Here is a 16704-nt window from a genome sequence, read left to right as displayed (position 1 = left end):
ACCTCCCGAAGGTTAATGGCTAAGCACCAAGCAAGCCGGCCGGCGGACGGCCCGGTCTATTTGACCGAACCGCTCACGATGCCGGAGAAGATGTAACGCTGCAGGAACAAATAAATGACGACCGTCGGAATCAAGATGATGACGACCGCTGCGCTGATCAAATTCCACTGCGCGCTGTTGACGCCCGCGAATTTCATGAGCGACGTCGAGACGACGCCGAGCTTCTGCGCCGGCATGTACAAGTAAGGAATGTACATGTCGTTGTAGATGGAGATCGTCTTGATGATCGTCACGGTAGCCGTCGCCGGAATGAGCAAGGGGAAGATGACCGACCGGAAAATCCGGAACAAGCTGGCGCCTTCCATCATCGCGCTTTCGTCCAGGTCGAACGGGATGCCGCGGATGAATTGCAGGAAGATATAAATTTGCACGACGTCCGTGCCCAGATAGAGCAGCACCGGCGCCAAATGCGTGTTGAACAAACCCAAATTCTTGATGATGGAGAACGTCGCGACCTGCGTCGTCACCGAAGGAATAAGCGTCGCGAGCACGTACCCGGCTAAGATGACCCGCTTCAGCTTGAAATCGAACCGGCCCAGCGCGTAAGCAGCCGTCGTGCCGATCAGGATGTTGCCGACGAGGGACAGCGCGAGAATGATGCCCGTGTTGTAGAAGGCTCGCCCCATATGTCCGATCTTCATGACCGTTTGGAAATTGTCCATGTTGAAGAAGCTGTTCGGCAGATCGAAAACGCCCGAAACGTTATACTCCTCTGTTCCTTTGAACGCGTTCAGCACGACGACGGCCGGCGGAAACAGGACGGCGAACACGGCCAGCGACAAGATGATGTAATGAACGGCCTGCAGGGGACGGTTGCGTTTGAGTAACTGCATGCGTTATCGCCCCTTCTCTTCCCGTAAAATAAGTTTGCGCTGCACGGTGATGACGATGATGACGATCGCGAGCAGCACGACGCCCATCGCCGATGCCAATCCGTAATTGCTGTAGTGGAACGCCGTATCCACCGTTTTGGTCACGAACGTTTCGCTGGCGCCCGCCGGGCCGCCTTTGGTCATGATAAACGGCAAATCGAACACCTCGAGCGCGCCGGTCACGGTCAGCAACATGCTGAGCTCGATGATTTTGAGCAAGCTCGGCCACGTAATGAAGCGGAAGGACTGCCATCCGTTCGCGCCGTCGATGCGCGCGGCCTCGTACAGATCTTCGGGGATCGACTGGAGCGCCCCGATATAGATAACCATGTTGAAGCCGAGGTATTTCCACATGGAGATGAGTGCGAGCGAAATGTTGACCATATGTTTATTGCCGAGCCAGCTCGTAATGAGATCCTCGAGCCCGAGCGTCGTGAGCAGCGCGTTCAGCGAACCATGCTGCGCATCGTACACGTACGAGAACATGTAGGCGATCGCCACGCTGTTCATGATGTAGGGCAGGAAGATCAGTACCCGGAATCCGTTCCGGCCGCGAAGCTTCCGGCTCAGAATGACGGCAAAATAAAGCGCGACGATGTTCTGCAGAATACCGCCGAAGAAATAGTACAAGTTGTGCCCGAATACGCTGAAGATCTCGCTGTTGTGAAAAATCTCGCGGTAATTATCGAACCCGACCCAGCCCTTGTCCGAGCTGTAGCCGTCCCAGGAAGTCAGGCTCAGGTAAAGCAGGTTGGCGCCGGGATACAAGGAGAAGAGTATCAGCAAGGTGACGGGGAGCAGGAGAAACGCGAACAGAATGACCGTCTTCTGCTTCTTGTATAGGGAGGAATACATCGTTAGCCCTTCCTTAACCGTATTTGTTGCCGCGTTCCGCGGCCGATGGAAAAGGGGCACGACCCTGAATGTCATGTCATGCCCCTTCGGCAGGCGTTAGCGAAGTCTTGCGCGGTGCCTGTTAGTTGGCAACCGCTGCGCGTGCTTCTTTCCAACGTTTGTTGTAATCGGCGAATACTTTTGCCAAGTCTTTGCCCATGATGACGTCTTGCGCGAGGCCGCTCGTGTCAAACTGCATTTTGTTGCCGATTTTGAGATACTCGTCGCTCTCGGCTTGCATTTCCACGACTTTCGGGTTGAAGGCCATAAATTCGGCCAACTGAGGCAGCGCAGGCTTCTTGTCCTTCAGGACCGGAATGAAGCCGCCGAAATCGTCATAGCCGGATTCTTCTACGAGCCATTTCAGGAACGCCTTGGCCGTTTCCAGGTTGCCGCTCTTCTTGCTGACGGCATACGCATAGTCCGGGCTCAGCAGTGCTTTGGCTTCGCCGCTGTTGTCGATCGGAAGCGGGAAGAAACCGACGTCCTCCGATTTCGCGCCGTTATCGATAACCTGAGGCACGACCCAGTTGCCGAGCAGGTACATCGCCGTCGTACCGGAGGCTACGTCCTTCTTGGAACCTTCCCAGTTCGTGGACATGAGGTCTTTCTCCGCATAGCCTTTGTCGACGATCGTCTTGATGATCGTCATCGCTTGGCCGTATGGGCCGTCGATCGTGAACGGCTCGTCTTGACCGGCCATCGTGTTATGCAGCGCCGGATCGTTGGCGAAGAGGAATGCTTCTTGATCCCAGCCCATCAGCGGCCATTTGTCCTTGAAGTTCGTGGACATCGGGATGATGCCTGCTGCCTTCAGCTTCTCGCAAGCGGCGTAGAATTCGTCCAGCGTCTTCGGAACCGCCGTGATGCCCGCTTTCTCGAACGCCTTCTTGTTGTACGTGATGCCCATCGCCGAGCTTCCGGAAACGATGCCGTATAGTTTGCCGTCCTGGCTGCTGTAATTGTCTTTGAAGTAAACTTTGTCGTTCAGACCGAGATCGTCCAGCGGCGCGAAGAACTCGGGCAGCTTCTCTTTCGTGACCGTCTTCGGCACGAGGATGACGTCCGGGAATTCGTTGGACGCGAGACGGACTTTCATGGACTCTTCATAGTCCTTGATCGCTTCGAATTCGACCGTCGCTTCCGGGTATTTCTCGTGGAAACGCTGCGCGTAGTTCTTCAGTTCCGTCTCGACGAGGTCCGTACGGTTCGTCGCGAACGTGATCTTGCCTTTGATCGCGCTCTCCGGAGCTGCGGCTTCTTCGTTAGTTGCTGCCGCACCGTTGTTATTCGTGCCTGCCGCTGCCTGATTGTCTTCTGTCTTCGCAGCGCCCTCGTTGGTGTTGCCGTTGTCGTTGCCGTTCGATCCGCAGCCTGCGAGCACAACGCCGCAAAGCACGGTCGAGAGCATAAGTGATGCCCATTTCTTCATGATCTTTTCTTCCCCCTCATCGCGTATGGAGCAAAATGGTATCGGTTACAAGTTCAATTATGGAGGGATTTGAGAGCGCTTTCCACGTAGCGGATTTGGATTTATTGTCTTTGTTTTGGGTAAAGGCGATTGGCTTGCGTTCCCGTCGCGAGACGGGAATGCAGCATTCGCCTGCTTCGGAGCATGAATGGTTTGCGTAAGGATGATTGGTTTGCGTTTCACGGCGGATGCCGGGAAATGCAGCATTCATCCTGCTTCATCGAATAGAGACGGGAATGCAGCATTCGCCTACTTCGGAGCATGAATGGTTTGCGTAAGGATGATTGGTTTGCGTAGGATGATTGGTTTGCGTTCGCCGACGAAGGTCGGGGAATGCAGCATTCATCCCGCTTCCTCGAATAGAGACGGGAATGCAGCATTCATCCCGCTTCCTCGAATAGAGACGGGAATGCAGCATTCGCCACATCGGAAGCATAGGCTTGGCGATTGGTTTGCGTAGGATGATTGGTTTGCGTTCGCCGACGAAGGTCGGGGAATGCAGCATTCATCCGCTTCCTCGAATAGGTCGGAGAATGCAGCATTCATCCCGCTACCCTCGGAATACGCCCGGGGAATGCAGCATTCATCCACTTCCTCGCCAATCCGGGAAATGCAGCATCCCCATCCAATGGAAACTACCCAGCCCACTATTTCCAAGAAATAAGTGCAAATCTGCACTTATTTGCAATCAAAAACACGATATCATCGAAATAAGTGCAAAAGTGCAGTTATTTCCCCCGACCTATGGCGCAAATTGCTCGAAGTCGGCCAATTAGCTGCAGATTTGCATCTATTTCCGTTTTTCGGACGAAATCGTCGAAAATAAGTGCAGATTCGCAGCTATTTCACTCGGCACCTGGTGTGTATCGAGAGCTATTTCAAATCGGAGGTTACTTCAGTACCTCGTCGGCGTATGAGTTGGGTTTACTAATCGGCTATTCGGCGTATGAGTTGGCTTCGTTAACTCGTCGGCTATTCAGCGTACGAGTTTACTTCGTTAACTAGTCGGTGCACACTGCCGGAGCAACTAGCCAGCGTTTGAGTCTCAATCGCCAGCTAGTCGGCGTACGAGGGACAGTATCAGCAACGTGCTATACTTGCCGATGCAGCCTCGTACGCCCTATCCCCCCACTGTCTGGTTCCGGTACTGCTGCGGCGTCACGCCGACCGTTTTCTTGAACAGCTTGTTGAAATAAATGCCGTCGGCGTAGCCAACCATTTCCCCCACCTGATACGCCTTCAAGTCCAGCCGCTCCTTCAAATATTCCTTCGCTTTCGCCATGCGGACCTGCGTCACGTATTCGGTAATCGTCTGGCCCGTCTCCCGTTTGAACAGAAAGCTGAAGTAGCTCGCATTGAGAAAGACCGCCTCCGACAGCGCCGTCAGCTCGATTTCTTCGCGATAATGCTCCTGGATCCACGCCTTCGCCTTCTCGATTACGCGTTTGCCGCCCGCGCTCCTGCCCGGCTCGAGCGCCGTCACGACCTGCTCTGCCAAGGAAATGAGCCACTCCTGCACGTCCCGCACCGCATAGAGCGCCGCAGCCCGTTGATGAAAATCAAATCCGGCGCCCTGCAGCTCCTGAAGCGCATCCAGAAAGCCCTCGATCTTCGTCGCCAGCGTATAGAACAGATGGCCGGCGAGATGGATGACTTCGTCATACCCCGCCCTGCCCTGCTCCGCTTCGGCGAAAAACCGCGGCAGCACCGCTTTGATCGCCTGCAGGTCCAGCATCTCGCACGCCGTCTTAAACTGCTCCTCGAGCGCCGGCGCGTTCAGCTTCCACGGCTCTGCCTTCGGCGGCAGGTCCGCGGCCAGCTGAACGGCGTTGCCCCGCTCCGCGCAGAACGAGTGCCTGCTCGCAGCGAGCGCATCGCGGAAAGCGCGGCTCCAGCTCGCTGCGTCCACCGGCACCGCCGCGCTGCCCGCACTACCCACACTACCGGCACCACCTGCACTACCCAAACCACCCGCACTACCCACACTACCGGCACCACCTGCACTGCCCACACCACCAGCACCACCCGCACTACCTACACTACCCACACTACCCGCACCGGCTGCGCCATTCACTCTGGCGGTACCGGCCGCGCCACCTGTACCAATCCGCGCTCCCACCAGACACTCGCCGATCGCAAGGAACCCTCCGCTGCGGTTCTGCAAATGATCCATCACGCGCAGGCTAATAGCCCGCAGCGCTCGCTGTTGCTGCGCCTGCTCTCCTCCGGGCAGCATAAGAGCCGCCGCAAGCAAGCCTTCTTGCATCACCGCAACCTCCCGCACCGGGTCCTTGAGCGCATGCAAATAATTAAGCAGGCTCTCTTGAACGAGCGGATTCGAAGTGCGGAATACGAGCACCGCGCCTTCTCCCGCTTCCGGAAGCGCCACCCCCTGGCCGTCTCCGTCTCCGGCAAGCAGCCGCCGAAGCTGCGCCTCTCGCTCGCCCGCCTTCCGTTCGCGCACGGATTTCTCCTGCCGCTCCTCATTCTCGCGCAGGCGGGCCTGCCGTTCGGCGAGCTTCGCAAGCATCGCCGACAGTTCCTGCATGTCGACCGGCTTCAGCATATAATCGTCGACGCCCGATTGGATCGCTCGGCGCGCGTACTCAAAATCGTTATAGCCGCTCAGGATGATGCACGGCATCTCCGGCTCCCTCTGCCGCAGCAGCTCGATGAAGCTAAGCCCGTCCATATACGGCATCTTGATGTCCGTAATGATCAGATCCGCGCGCGGCTCCAATCCTTCCAGCGCGGCCAGCGCCTCCTCGCCGTCCTCGAAACTGCCGATGACGCGGTATTCGCCGCTTATCTTGCCGATCATTTTCGCAAGCCCCAGCCGGATAATCTCTTCGTCGTCCACGATGACGATGTTCAGCATCTCAGTAATCCCCCTGTCCATTCAAACCGTTCGGCGACGGATACGGCAGCGCGAGCGTGACGATGGTGCCTTCGTTGATCCGGCTGTCGATGGACACGCCGTAGGCTTCGCCGTAATACAGCTTGATGCGCTCATTGATGTTTTTGAGCCCGATGCCCGATTTCATCGCCGTTTCTTCCGTCTGCCCGCCGATATACATCTGCAAGTGCTGCAGAATATCCGACGGAATGCCGTTCCCCTCATCCTGGATGTAGATAAACAGCCGTTCTCCGGCGATTTTGGCGAAGACGCGGATATGCACCTTCACCTTCTTGCCCTCGAGTCCGTGAAGAATGGCATTCTCGACGATCGGCTGGAACGTCAGCTTCAGCACATTGTAGCGCAGCACGTCGGGCGGCAGGTCGGCCTCCCACTGGAACTGGTTCTTGAACCGGTATTTGAGCAGGTTCAAATAGTTGTCCAAATGCTGTAGCTCTTCCTGCACGGTTACGGTTTCCTTGCCCCGGTTGATGCTGTACTGCATCAGCTTCCCGAGAATGAACGTCATGTCCGATACCTCCGTGTCGTCGTTCAGGAGCGCCTTCATCCGGATCGTCTCGAGCGTGTTGTAGATAAAATGCGGATTGATCTGGCTCTGCAGCGCCTCCAGCTCCGCCTCCTTCTTCCGGTTCTGAATGACGTAGATCTCGTCGATCAGATCCTTGATGCGCCGCAGCATCCGGTTGAAGTGCAGGCCCAGCACGCCGACCTCGTCCTTGTTCTTGATGCGGAAGCTGATGTCGAGATTGCCCTGCTGGACGGCGATCATCAGGTTCGTCATCGTGCGGAGCGGCTTGGACAACCGGAACGAAATGACGATCGAGACGACGAGCGCGGCAATGACGATGAGCACGGTCGCGATCGTCGTTACGTTGCGCGTGATTTTGGCGTCATGATGCAGATGATCGACGGGAATATAGACGATCGTGCTCCAGCCCGTCACGTCCGAACGATTGTACGTGGCGATATAATCGATGCCGTCCACCGCCATCTCCACGCTGCCCTGGCTGCCGTCGATGCCGTTCAGCATCGCCGGATTGCCGAGCTGTTTGCCGATCCACTGCTCCCGGCTGTCGTAGATCACGTTGCGGTCCCGATCGATAATGAGCGTCATGCCTTTGGTGATGTCGTCCATTTGCTCCACCGTCTGTTCAATGGCATCCAGTTTCGTATCGACGACGATCGTGCCGATGGAGGCGAAGGAATTGACGTCGCGAATGTCGCGAATGACGGAAAACACATAATAGGGCGGATGATTAGGAATCGCGATTTCCTGCGTGCTCAGAATCGTGGGATTTCCCTCCGCTCCTTCCGCGATGGCGCTCCACTCGGCGTAACGCTGCTTCAGGTCCGGACGGACGGAATCCGTCTTCATCCGGTAGAAGAGGTTGCCGTAATGATCCAAAATGTACGTGGAGCTCATATCTTTGTTCAAATTGTTCATAAGGCCGATGTAAAAGTCGATCTTGTTCTGCTTGGCCAAATCCAGGCTCGGCGTCACCAAATACTGCTGCAGCTCGGTGGAATACAGCGGGATTTTCGTGATTACCATCATGTTGGCGATCGTTTCCTCCAGCTTGCTTTGGAAGTTGGCGATGACCTGGTTCATGTACTGCGACGTGTTTTTGTTGATGGAATCCACGTAATTCTGGTAAGAGATATAACTGATCGCGATAATCGGCGTGATAATGAGGAAAATAAACACCGCGATCAGCTTTTTCTGCATGCTGCTCTGCACCTTGAACATCGACCCGATCCATCGTACGGCTCCTTGCATGGCGATCCCCGCAATCGTTTACATTTTAATGTCCATCGTAACCGAAGGCCGTCGAATTGATCAATTGCTTTTTGTTGGTCGGGCCTCTTTCCGCTGAACTTTCTTGACTCGCGTGCGCGTCCTGCCTTATAGTTATTGCTAACCATAACCAGAAAATAGATATTCAAGGCTATGAACGGAAATAGTACTTCTGCAGCGACTGTCCCAGCGAGCCGGCGATTGGTGTAAGGTCCGGCACTTTCAAGCAGAACGAATGGCTCCGTTCGCTTCGATCCGAATAGGGCGATTGAGGGTGATTGGTTTGCGTTCATCGACGGAGTCGAGGAATGCAGCATTCACCCACTTCTTCGAATTAAAGCGGAGAATGAAGCAATTGCCTTTACTAGGCGTCGACGGCAGTTCCCTCCGTTACCTCGGGGAAGCATGTTAGTCGTTTTGACATGAGCTGAGCGCGGCCTTCGGCCGAATTCGGGTGGCACCGCGGAGCAGACACTTCGTCCCCTTTTTGGGGATGGCGTGTCTTTTTTTGTATGCTCCAACAAATCGGTTGAGCGGAGGTCACGGTATGAAACAAGCGGACAGGAAACGGGTGTTATCGGGCATCAAACCGAGCGGGGAATTGAATATCGGCGGGTACGGCGGCGCGCTGCATCAATTCGCGAACATGCAGAACGAGGGATACGATTGTTATTTCTTCGTGCCGGACCTGCATGCGATCACGGTGCCGCAGGATCCGAAGCTGTTATTCCAGCGCTCCAAGGCAGTCGCTGCCTACTACATCGCGGCGGGCATCGACCCGAAGAAAGCGACGATCTTCATCCAATCCCATGTCGCCGCGCATGTCGAGCTCTCATGGCTGCTGGAAACGCAGGCGCATTTCGGCGAGCTCGGGCGAATGACGCAGTTCAAGGACAAGTCGGACGGCAAGGAATCCGTCAGCTCCGCGCTGTTCACGTATCCCGTCCTGATGGCGGCGGACATTCTCGTGCATCAGGCGACGCATGTCCCCGTCGGGGATGACCAGAAACAGCATTTGGAGCTTACGCGGGACCTCGCCGTCCGGTTCAATCATCGGTTCGGCGCGACGTTCGAGATTCCGGAGCCAATCATTCCGCAAATCGGTTCCCGCATCATGGGCCTCGATGACCCGGCCAAGAAGATGAGCAAAAGCAATCCGAACCGGAGCAGCTATGTCCTGCTGGAAGACCGGCCGGAAGAGATTCGCAAGAAAATTTCCCGAGCCGTGACGGACTCGGAAGGCATGATCCGCTACGATTGGGAGGCGAAGCCCGAGGTGAGCAACCTGATCGAAATACTCGCCGTATTCTCCGGCGAAAGCGTGGCAACGATCGAGCGTCGGTATGAAGGCGTCGGTTACGGACCGTTCAAGCAGGATATCGCCGATGCGGTCATCGCGAAGGTCGCCCCTATCCAGCGCCGGTTCGACGACATCGTCGAATCGGAAGAGCTGCTCGCGATTCTAAGGGACGGCGCGCGGAGAGCAGCCGAATCCGCTGGGCGTACGCTCTTGAAAGCCAAGCAGGCAATGGGCTTGTTGACGCTCGAGTGACTCGCCGGCACCCTCGCCGACAACATTCTTCCTCGCCCGCTGCGCTTGCATTATATCGAATCCGGGTAAATTAGTAATAAGATGCAATAAATTCGCCAAGATTGGATGTGTGGAGATGGCCAAATTCGGACTATCCGGTAAAATGATGGCACAGCCCGGCAAACGGGATGAGCTTGCGACGCTGCTTCTGGAAGCATCGGCTGCGATGAAAGACGTGAAGGACTGCCAGGTCTATATCATCAGCGTGCTGCCCGATGAACCGGACGCGATTTGGATCACCGAGGTCTGGAACAGTGCCGAGGCACATCAAGCGTCCCTCGCCTTGGATACGACCAAAGCGATGATCCAGCGCGCAAGGCCGCTCATCGCGGGCTTCGAGCAGCAGATCAAGCATGTGCCGCTCGGTGGATTAGGCGTTACCCCTTAAGCGTAATTTCAACGATTTCGCAGCCAGCGCCAGCTTCTGCAAACGCGCGTTTCATTATGAAAAGCGACATAGAAAAGGAGCAGGCAACGCGCCTGCTCCTTTTCTCCATTCTAATGCCACGCATTTCCTTGGAGAAACCGCCTCCAACAGAACGCTCTCTCCTGCTGAAATTGTCGTTTGCTACGCAACGCCGAAAAATACGTCAACCTTCTTCATGCTTCCATTTCTGGGCTGCTTGGCTGGGCGGTCATCCGTCATCCCCTATTCATACTAGACCGATAAACAAAAAAACGCATACCCCGAGAATCCGAAGATTCGTTTGGGATATGCGCCGGTTTTGTACCGATTATTTTGTTTCCGTCAGGTAACGATTACTTCGTTTCCGTCAGGAATTTAACGGTTTCGTCCATGATGCGTTCGCCGGCGATTTTACCGGAGTACAGCCAGCTGCTCGTGCTCGGAATTTCGTATACTTGCTTGTTCTTCACGGCCGGAATGCCTTGCCACAGCGGATTCTTAAGCGTTTCTGCGGCGTCAGCCTTGTCGCTGTTCACGAGGAAGATATAATCGGCGTCCAGCGTCGCAAGCTTCTCGAGCGAGATCGGATTCCATACCGCTTTGGTTGCGGCCGGAATTTCGTTCACGAGATTCGGAGGCGTCAGGCCGAGATCCTTGTAGAGGACCGCGCCGCTTGCTTGCGTTTCGTCGACGATGTAGAAGTTTTTAGCCACGAGCCACAATGCGGCGGCTTTCTTGCCGTTGACGACCGAAGCCAGTTTCGCTTTCGCATCTGCCGCTTTTTGGTCGTATTCTTGCAGCGCTTTGTCGGCTTCGTCGCTCTTGCCGAGCAGCCCGCCGATCGTTTTCAGCGCTTCGCGCCAATCTTTGTTGACTTTATCGCCTAGTACGTACGTAGGGGCGATCTTCGCATATTGCTCATAAAGGCCTTTTTGAACGGCCGATTCGGAACCGATAATGATGAGATCGGGCGCGAAGCTCAGTACGGATTCAACCGGAAGATCGTAAGCTATCGTCGGTACGTCTTTCAGCTGCGGCGCTAGGTAATCTTGAATGCCGTTTGCTACCGACCATTGCGCAACGGGCGTTTGGCCCAGCGTCACGATAGGATCTTCCAGGTAAGAAGCGAGAATTTTCTTCGGTTCTGCCGGGATCGTCACTTCATGGCCCATGCCGTCCGTTACGGTTTGCGGTCCAGCCGGGGCTTCGTTGTTCGCAGCACCGGCGGCATCGTTGCCGCTATTGTTCGTTGTTTCTGCACCGTTACCTGCATTGCCTGCATTAGTGCCGCCGTTATTGTTGTTGCTGCCGCATGCGGACAATACCAGCATGACCGCCAGCAGTCCAACCAGAATGAAGCTCATTTTTCTTGCTGTTCTCGTGTTGCGCATTTGTCTAGTAACCCTCCTGAATGATCGTTCATTTGCTCATATTCCTAGATGATAATGAATCTCATTTTCAATGTCAAGTGAAGGATTTGGAAAAAAATCGGCTGCCGGCAAGAGCGTATCTCGCTCTCATCGACAACCGACCTATCGGTTCTGTATTTCGACTCTCGTTATCTGCACGCGCCTAACCACTCGCATGGCGAAAACATGCTATTCCGTTGCAGGCAGGAGCTTACGCAACGCTTCCGTTATTGCCGCCCCGCGCTCGGGCTCCATATGGAACTGCGCCGGCGTATTTTGAAACAGCGCGATCGCCCATTTGCCGTCCCGCTTCACGGCCGTCAGCGAATGCTGGGCATTCAGCTTCGGATCGATATCCGCTGCGCCATCCGGCACCAGCCCGGAATAAGCACGTACTATCGCCGCGCCTGGTGCGGCCAGCTTGACGGATTTGATGATGACGCAATATCGCGGCGTCTTGTGATGCGCGAAGATCGGCGCAACATGATCGTGAATGCCCTGCCTGCCGGCAGCCTCGCTTCCATCGAAGCCGATCAGCTCCCCATCCTCCGCGAACGGAGCCGCCATCTCATCCGCGCTGCGCGCATTCCAGCCCGCCAGCATCGCCTGGTACACGCGAAGCACTTCGATTTCGTCCGGCTGCATAATTTCGTCATGCGCACGCCGCTGCTCCGCATACTGTTGAAGCATGTAATCCAAATCGGAAACGGACATCTGCTTTCACTCCCTACGAGAAGGTTTTGTGATACGCTTATAGGAATAATTGTAGCAAGGAGAGCCGTCCATGCCAAATGCAACTCCAGTTAACCCGCGCGGCGGGAAGCCGCGCCGGATTCTATTTACCGGGGGCGGATCGGCGGGACATGTAACCGTCAATCTGGCGCTGATCCCCCTTCTCCAGTCCCAAGGCTGGAACGCCCTCTACATGGGCTCCAGCGGCGGCATCGAGAAACAGCTGGTCAGCAGGCTTGCCGACGTTGACTACTACGGCATCTCGACGGGCAAGCTGCGCCGCTACGTGGATCTCCAGAACGTGAAGGATCCATTCCGAGTGGCGAAAGGCGTCTTTCAGGCTTACCGGCTGATCCGCAAGCTGAAGCCCGACGTCGTCTTCTCCAAAGGCGGCTTCGTCTCCGTTCCCGTCGTGCTCGGCGCCTGGCTGAACCGCGTGCCCGTCATCATCCACGAATCGGACCTGACGCCGGGGCTGGCCAACCGGATCGCGAATCCGTTCGCCAGCAAGGTCTGCGTGACGTTCGGCGAAACGGCTGCCCATATTAAAGGGAACAAAGCCGTTCACGTCGGTCCGATCGTCAGAAGCGAGCTGCTTCGCGGCAGCGCCCTGAGAGGGCTGCAGTGGAGCAAGCTGCTTCCCGGCAAGCCCGTCCTGCTCATCATGGGCGGCAGCCTCGGGTCGAAACGGATCAACGATGCGGTTCGCCGCAACTTGCCGGCGCTCACGAAGACGTATCAGCTCATTCACCTATGCGGAAAAGGCGAGCTCGATGAGAGCTGCGACAGGGTACGCGGCTACCGTCAGTACGAGTATGTGCATGAAGAGCTTCCCGATCTCGTCGCCTGCTCGGAGATCGTAATCTCGCGCGCCGGCTCCAATTCGATCTTTGAATTTCTGGCTCTGCGCAAGCCGATGCTGCTCATTCCTCTCTCGAGAAGCGCTAGCCGCGGCGACCAGATCCTGAATGCGGAGTCGTTCCGGAAAGCCGGCTACTGCGAGGTGCTTCAGGAAGAGGAGCTGACCGACGAAGCATTCCTGGCCGCGCTTGGCCGCCTCTATGCCGACCGGGAAGCGATTCGCGCCCGTATGGGACGGAACGAAAGCGGCGATCCTGCTGGCGCGATTGCCGCGCTCATCGAAGCCGCCAGTCGGAGCTGAGCTCTCGTGTAACGGCAATTCAACAGCCCGGCAAAATGCTCGAAAACCGAGCGGTTGTCGGGCTTTTTCATATAACCATCAAATTACAGCCGCTCAGCCGCCGCACATCGCCTATCTCCCTTTGCCCCCGGCTGGTTAATAGAACCGTTTACATCCCTTGCGGGAATGTGGTAATGTGGAAGGAATCATTACTTTATTGCGTAGAAGCGTCTATGCGTGAAAATATTCGAGGAGTGCATGACAATGGCAGACTTGGCAGAACTGAGAGTGAACATCGACGAAATCGACCGGCAGCTGGTCTCGCTGCTGGCCCAGCGGTTCCAATGCACCGAAGAGGTCGGCATTTATAAAGAGCGTCAAGGCTTGCCCGCGCAGGATGCGGCCCGCGAAGCCCAGCAATTCCAGAAGATCGCGGCGTACGCCCAGCAGCACGGGCTGAACTCCGACTATGCGGAGGCGATCTTCCGGCATATCATGGACCTCGTCATCGCCAGACATATCGAGCTGCGCGCGGTCAACAAGTAACGAACCGGACATCATACGCCAACGGGGGCTGTTCCGAAGCTGAGCTTCGGAGCAGCCTTCTTCATTTGCAGCCGCATAGGACGGAGTTATTCGCATTGATTTAACAAAACTCATTGCTATGACTTAACGAAACTCATTGCTATCCCTTAGCAAACTCAGCCAGCTTTGGCAATTCAAGTCTTGCCGCGACTAGGCAATTGCCCGGACGAGCATTCTGCCGCAGGCCAATTGTTGAAAGCGCCGTCATGTAGTATCCTATTCGCGAGTCTACCATTGGGGTGAACCTGTCTCCCCGCTAGGAGCACGAGAGAATTATGAAGCTGACCATCACCTACGAGCATGACGTGCCGATCAACGCGTTTCAATGGACGCCCAAGACGTACCGGCAGCCGCTCCACGCGCATTCCAGCTTGGAGATGGGGCTTTGCCTGTCGGGTACCGGAACGTTCTACTTCGGCAGCAAGCAGTATCAGGTGCGCCAGGGCGACGTCTTCCTCGTTAATAACGAGGAGCTTCATATCGCCCAGTCCGATCCGGACGATCCCAGCCGTTATCTCTTCCTGAACTTCGACAGCGCGCTCCTGATGGCCGAGGATCCGAGCCTGCTGCTGCCCTTCTCCTATCGCTCGGCGAATTTCAGCAATCTGATTCCGGCGGGATCGCCGCTCGCGGAAGCCGTCATTCCTTGGATGACGGCCGTCGAACGGGAGCTTCGCGAGCGTAAGCCGGGCTACATGGCCATGGCCAAAAGCGCCCTTATCCAGCTGAGCGGCCTGCTTCTTCGGCATTACCACGCCGGGCTCACCGATTCGCAGCAGCGATCCATGGTGCAGTCGGTGACGCAAACCAAAGCGCTGGCCCAGCTGGTGGAGCAGCGCTACCGCGAGCCGATCAGCCTCCAGGATATCGCGGAGGAGCTCGGCATCAGCGTATCCCGCGCAAGCCGCGTATTCCACGAGACGACGGGACGCCGCTTCGCCGATTACGTCTCGCTGCTGCGGGTGCAGGAAGCGAAGCGGCTGCTTGCGGGCAGCGACCTGCAAGTAGCGCATATCGGATTCGAATGCGGCTTCCAGAGCCTCGCGACTTTTTATCGCGTGTTCAAGGAGTCGACCGGCATCTCGCCGGTTCATTTTCGCCAGACGCTCGGCCTCGAGGCTCCCGGCCTGGCTCAGTCTGCGTTACCAGTTGCTGTGCCTACTCCGTCCGATGTATTTGTTCCGTCTCCCGCCCCCGCTGCCGACCGGCACGACCCTTCCCGTTCCGCGAAACGCAAATAGTGAGAAGCGCGCGCCGCATTCCTGAGAAGAACGGAACTCCGATGTCCCGTACAATGAAAAGTATCATGTACAAGAAGGGAATGTGGCGGAAATGGCAGGTTGGGATTCGTTATTTGCATTGGTGAAGGAAGAAGTCAAACAGCGCGGCGAAGAAGGCTGCAGCGTGGAGGGATTTGCGGAGCGGGTACAGGCTGCAGGAGAAGACGAGGCCGAGCTGATGAAGCTGTATCGCGAGCTGATGTCGCTTCCGATCGCCGCGGACTTCCCATACAGCGAGCCATCGGAGCTGGAAGACATCCGTGCACAGCGTCCGGCTGCGATTGAAGTCGCTTCGCCGGCATTGACCGATGCCCAATGGCTCGATAAATTCAACGGCGCCTGGCTGGGCCGTTCCGCCGGCTGCGCGCTCGGCAAGCCGTTGGAAGCAGGCCCGTTCATGAACGGCTCCGGCGGCCGTTCCGGCGCCGAGAACGTGAAGCTGTGGTTCGAAGGCGCGAACGCATGGCCGATCCAAGGCTACACCCCGATCGAATCGGAGAGCGTTAACCAATATCCCGATCTGCATATCGCCATGTGGTGCAAGGACAGCACGCGCGAGCATATCCGATTCATGGAAACCGACGACGATATCCGCTATACCGTGCTCGGACTCGCCATGCTGGAAGAGAAGGGCACGACGTTCGACTCTTGGGACGTCGGCAAAATGTGGCATAACCGTCTCAGCTACGGCCAAGTGTGCACGGCCGAAACGCAGGCCTATCTGAACTTCGCCCAAATCACGTCGCATATGCGCTACCAGAAAGACAAGTTCACGCCGGACGACAAGGACTGGGTGCGCACTTACCTCAATCCGTACCGGGAATGGATCGGCGCGCAAATCCGAGTCGATGGCTATGCCTACGGCGCAGCGGGCAACCCGGAGCTGGCAGCCGAACTGGCTTGGAAGGACTCGTCCTTCTCCCATATCAAGAACGGCATCTATGGGGCCATGTTCTGCGCGGCCATGATCTCCGCCGCATTCGTGGAGACGGACGTGCGCCGCATCGTGAACATCGGGCTCGGCGTCATTCCGGCGAACAGCCGGCTTGCCCACGATATCAAGCTCGCCATTGAGATCGCCGACTCCACGAACGATCAAGTCGAACTGACGCAGCGCATCTGGCTCGCCTTCTGCCACTACGACGCGGTGCATACGAACAACAACGCGGCATTGTGCGCGGCGGCGCTTATTTACTCCGGCGGCGATTACGAGAAGGGCATCACGACCGCCGTACTCGGCGGCTGGGACACGGATTGCAACGGCGCGACAGTAGGTTCCATCCTCGGCGCGATGCTGGGCGGCAGCGCGCTGCCTTCGTCTTGGACGGCTCCGCTGAACGACCAGCTGTACGCAGCCGTGAACGGCTTCCATCCGATCGCGATCTCGGAATGCGCGCGCCGCAGCTACGAGGTGTTCCGCAAGCTGCAGGCCGTTCCGGCGATATAGAAAGCAAGTCGGCATAGGGAGCGAAACAGAAAAACAGTGGCAGCCAGGGACGAGAAAGGATCGCCCTGCGCTGCCACTGTTTTTGCGTGTATCGCTTTTTCCGC

The 16704-nt window shown here is 56.6% G+C and carries 13 protein-coding genes; 6 read left to right on the top strand and 7 right to left on the bottom strand.

Annotated features, from left to right (window positions below; translation table 11 throughout):
• Window positions 1–56: 56 nt before the first annotated feature.
• The 5 genes from AC0YNU_RS24685 to AC0YNU_RS24665 all read right to left on the bottom strand — a co-directional run bounded on the left by AC0YNU_RS24685 (window position 57) and on the right by AC0YNU_RS24665 (window position 7940).
• Window positions 57–893 carry a carbohydrate ABC transporter permease gene (locus AC0YNU_RS24685; RefSeq protein ID WP_475761345.1) on the bottom strand — a complete coding sequence of 279 codons (837 nt, stop codon included), beginning with the start codon at window positions 891–893 and terminating at the stop codon, window positions 57–59.
• Between the two features lie 3 nt (window positions 894–896).
• Window positions 897–1787: a carbohydrate ABC transporter permease gene (locus AC0YNU_RS24680; protein ID WP_475761344.1), complete on the bottom strand. Its 891-nt coding sequence runs from the start codon at window positions 1785–1787 to the stop codon at window positions 897–899.
• A gap of 121 nt (window positions 1788–1908) precedes the next feature.
• Window positions 1909–3258, bottom strand: a complete 1350-nt coding sequence (locus tag AC0YNU_RS24675) for an ABC transporter substrate-binding protein (protein ID WP_475761343.1) — start codon at window positions 3256–3258, stop codon at window positions 1909–1911.
• A 1159-nt stretch (window positions 3259–4417) separates the two neighbouring features.
• Window positions 4418–6175 (bottom strand): response regulator, encoded by a 1758-nt coding sequence (locus tag AC0YNU_RS24670; protein ID WP_475761342.1) that lies wholly within the window; start codon window positions 6173–6175, stop codon window positions 4418–4420.
• Between the two features lies 1 nt (window position 6176).
• On the bottom strand, window positions 6177–7940 hold the full coding sequence (locus tag AC0YNU_RS24665) for a cache domain-containing sensor histidine kinase (protein WP_475761341.1): 1764 nt from the start codon (window positions 7938–7940) through the stop codon (window positions 6177–6179).
• 616 nt (window positions 7941–8556) lie between these two features.
• On the opposite strand from AC0YNU_RS24665, the gene trpS reads away from it, so the two are divergent.
• Both trpS and AC0YNU_RS24655 read left to right on the top strand, forming a co-directional pair.
• Window positions 8557–9561 carry a tryptophan--tRNA ligase gene (gene trpS, locus AC0YNU_RS24660; RefSeq protein WP_475761340.1) on the top strand — a complete coding sequence of 335 codons (1005 nt, stop codon included), beginning with the start codon at window positions 8557–8559 and terminating at the stop codon, window positions 9559–9561.
• A 115-nt stretch (window positions 9562–9676) separates the two neighbouring features.
• Window positions 9677–9988 (top strand): putative quinol monooxygenase, encoded by a 312-nt coding sequence (locus AC0YNU_RS24655; protein WP_475761339.1) that lies wholly within the window; start codon window positions 9677–9679, stop codon window positions 9986–9988.
• A 371-nt stretch (window positions 9989–10359) separates the two neighbouring features.
• On the opposite strand, the gene AC0YNU_RS24650 is transcribed toward AC0YNU_RS24655, so the two are convergent.
• Complete coding sequence (locus AC0YNU_RS24650) at window positions 10360–11397, bottom strand: ABC transporter substrate-binding protein (protein WP_475761338.1); 1038 nt, start codon at window positions 11395–11397, stop codon at window positions 10360–10362.
• Window positions 11398–11604: 207 nt separating this feature from the next.
• Window positions 11605–12129: an SgcJ/EcaC family oxidoreductase gene (locus AC0YNU_RS24645; RefSeq protein WP_475761337.1), complete on the bottom strand. Its 525-nt coding sequence runs from the start codon at window positions 12127–12129 to the stop codon at window positions 11605–11607.
• Between the two features lie 70 nt (window positions 12130–12199).
• Between AC0YNU_RS24645 and AC0YNU_RS24640 the strand changes: the two genes are divergently transcribed.
• From AC0YNU_RS24640 to AC0YNU_RS24625, 4 genes are all read left to right on the top strand, one after another.
• Window positions 12200–13309 carry an undecaprenyldiphospho-muramoylpentapeptide beta-N-acetylglucosaminyltransferase gene (locus AC0YNU_RS24640; RefSeq protein WP_475761336.1) on the top strand — a complete coding sequence of 370 codons (1110 nt, stop codon included), beginning with the start codon at window positions 12200–12202 and terminating at the stop codon, window positions 13307–13309.
• 243 nt (window positions 13310–13552) lie between these two features.
• Window positions 13553–13834, top strand: coding sequence for a chorismate mutase (locus AC0YNU_RS24635; RefSeq protein ID WP_475761335.1), 282 nt, complete (start codon window positions 13553–13555; stop codon window positions 13832–13834).
• Window positions 13835–14148: 314 nt separating this feature from the next.
• Window positions 14149–15114, top strand: coding sequence for an AraC family transcriptional regulator (locus tag AC0YNU_RS24630; protein WP_475761334.1), 966 nt, complete (start codon window positions 14149–14151; stop codon window positions 15112–15114).
• A 91-nt stretch (window positions 15115–15205) separates the two neighbouring features.
• Entirely contained in the window at window positions 15206–16600 is a 1395-nt protein-coding gene (locus AC0YNU_RS24625) for an ADP-ribosylglycohydrolase family protein (RefSeq protein ID WP_475761333.1), read from the top strand.
• Window positions 16601–16704: the final 104 nt, after the last annotated feature.

It is taken from the genome of Paenibacillus sp. J31P316 (assembly GCF_056269105.1).
This window is presented reverse-complemented; position numbering and strand designations above follow the sequence as displayed.

What these genes read in the sequence shown, in the direction of transcription:
- AC0YNU_RS24645 (WP_475761337.1), bottom strand. Translation starts at nt 12,129, where the DNA reads ATGTCCGTTTCCGATTTGGATTACATGCTTCAACAGTATGCGGAGCAG.
- AC0YNU_RS24625 (WP_475761333.1), top strand. Translation starts at nt 15,206, where the DNA reads ATGGCAGGTTGGGATTCGTTATTTGCATTGGTGAAGGAAGAAGTCAAA.
- AC0YNU_RS24635 (WP_475761335.1), top strand. Translation starts at nt 13,553, where the DNA reads ATGGCAGACTTGGCAGAACTGAGAGTGAACATCGACGAAATCGACCGG.
- AC0YNU_RS24685 (WP_475761345.1), bottom strand. Translation starts at nt 893, where the DNA reads ATGCAGTTACTCAAACGCAACCGTCCCCTGCAGGCCGTTCATTACATC.
- AC0YNU_RS24650 (WP_475761338.1), bottom strand. Translation starts at nt 11,397, where the DNA reads ATGCGCAACACGAGAACAGCAAGAAAAATGAGCTTCATTCTGGTTGGA.
- AC0YNU_RS24640 (WP_475761336.1), top strand. Translation starts at nt 12,200, where the DNA reads ATGCCAAATGCAACTCCAGTTAACCCGCGCGGCGGGAAGCCGCGCCGG.
- AC0YNU_RS24670 (WP_475761342.1), bottom strand. Translation starts at nt 6,175, where the DNA reads ATGCTGAACATCGTCATCGTGGACGACGAAGAGATTATCCGGCTGGGG.
- AC0YNU_RS24630 (WP_475761334.1), top strand. Translation starts at nt 14,149, where the DNA reads ATGAAGCTGACCATCACCTACGAGCATGACGTGCCGATCAACGCGTTT.
- trpS (WP_475761340.1), top strand. Translation starts at nt 8,557, where the DNA reads ATGAAACAAGCGGACAGGAAACGGGTGTTATCGGGCATCAAACCGAGC.
- AC0YNU_RS24680 (WP_475761344.1), bottom strand. Translation starts at nt 1,787, where the DNA reads ATGTATTCCTCCCTATACAAGAAGCAGAAGACGGTCATTCTGTTCGCG.
- AC0YNU_RS24665 (WP_475761341.1), bottom strand. Translation starts at nt 7,940, where the DNA reads ATGCAGAAAAAGCTGATCGCGGTGTTTATTTTCCTCATTATCACGCCG.
- AC0YNU_RS24655 (WP_475761339.1), top strand. Translation starts at nt 9,677, where the DNA reads ATGGCCAAATTCGGACTATCCGGTAAAATGATGGCACAGCCCGGCAAA.
- AC0YNU_RS24675 (WP_475761343.1), bottom strand. Translation starts at nt 3,258, where the DNA reads ATGAAGAAATGGGCATCACTTATGCTCTCGACCGTGCTTTGCGGCGTT.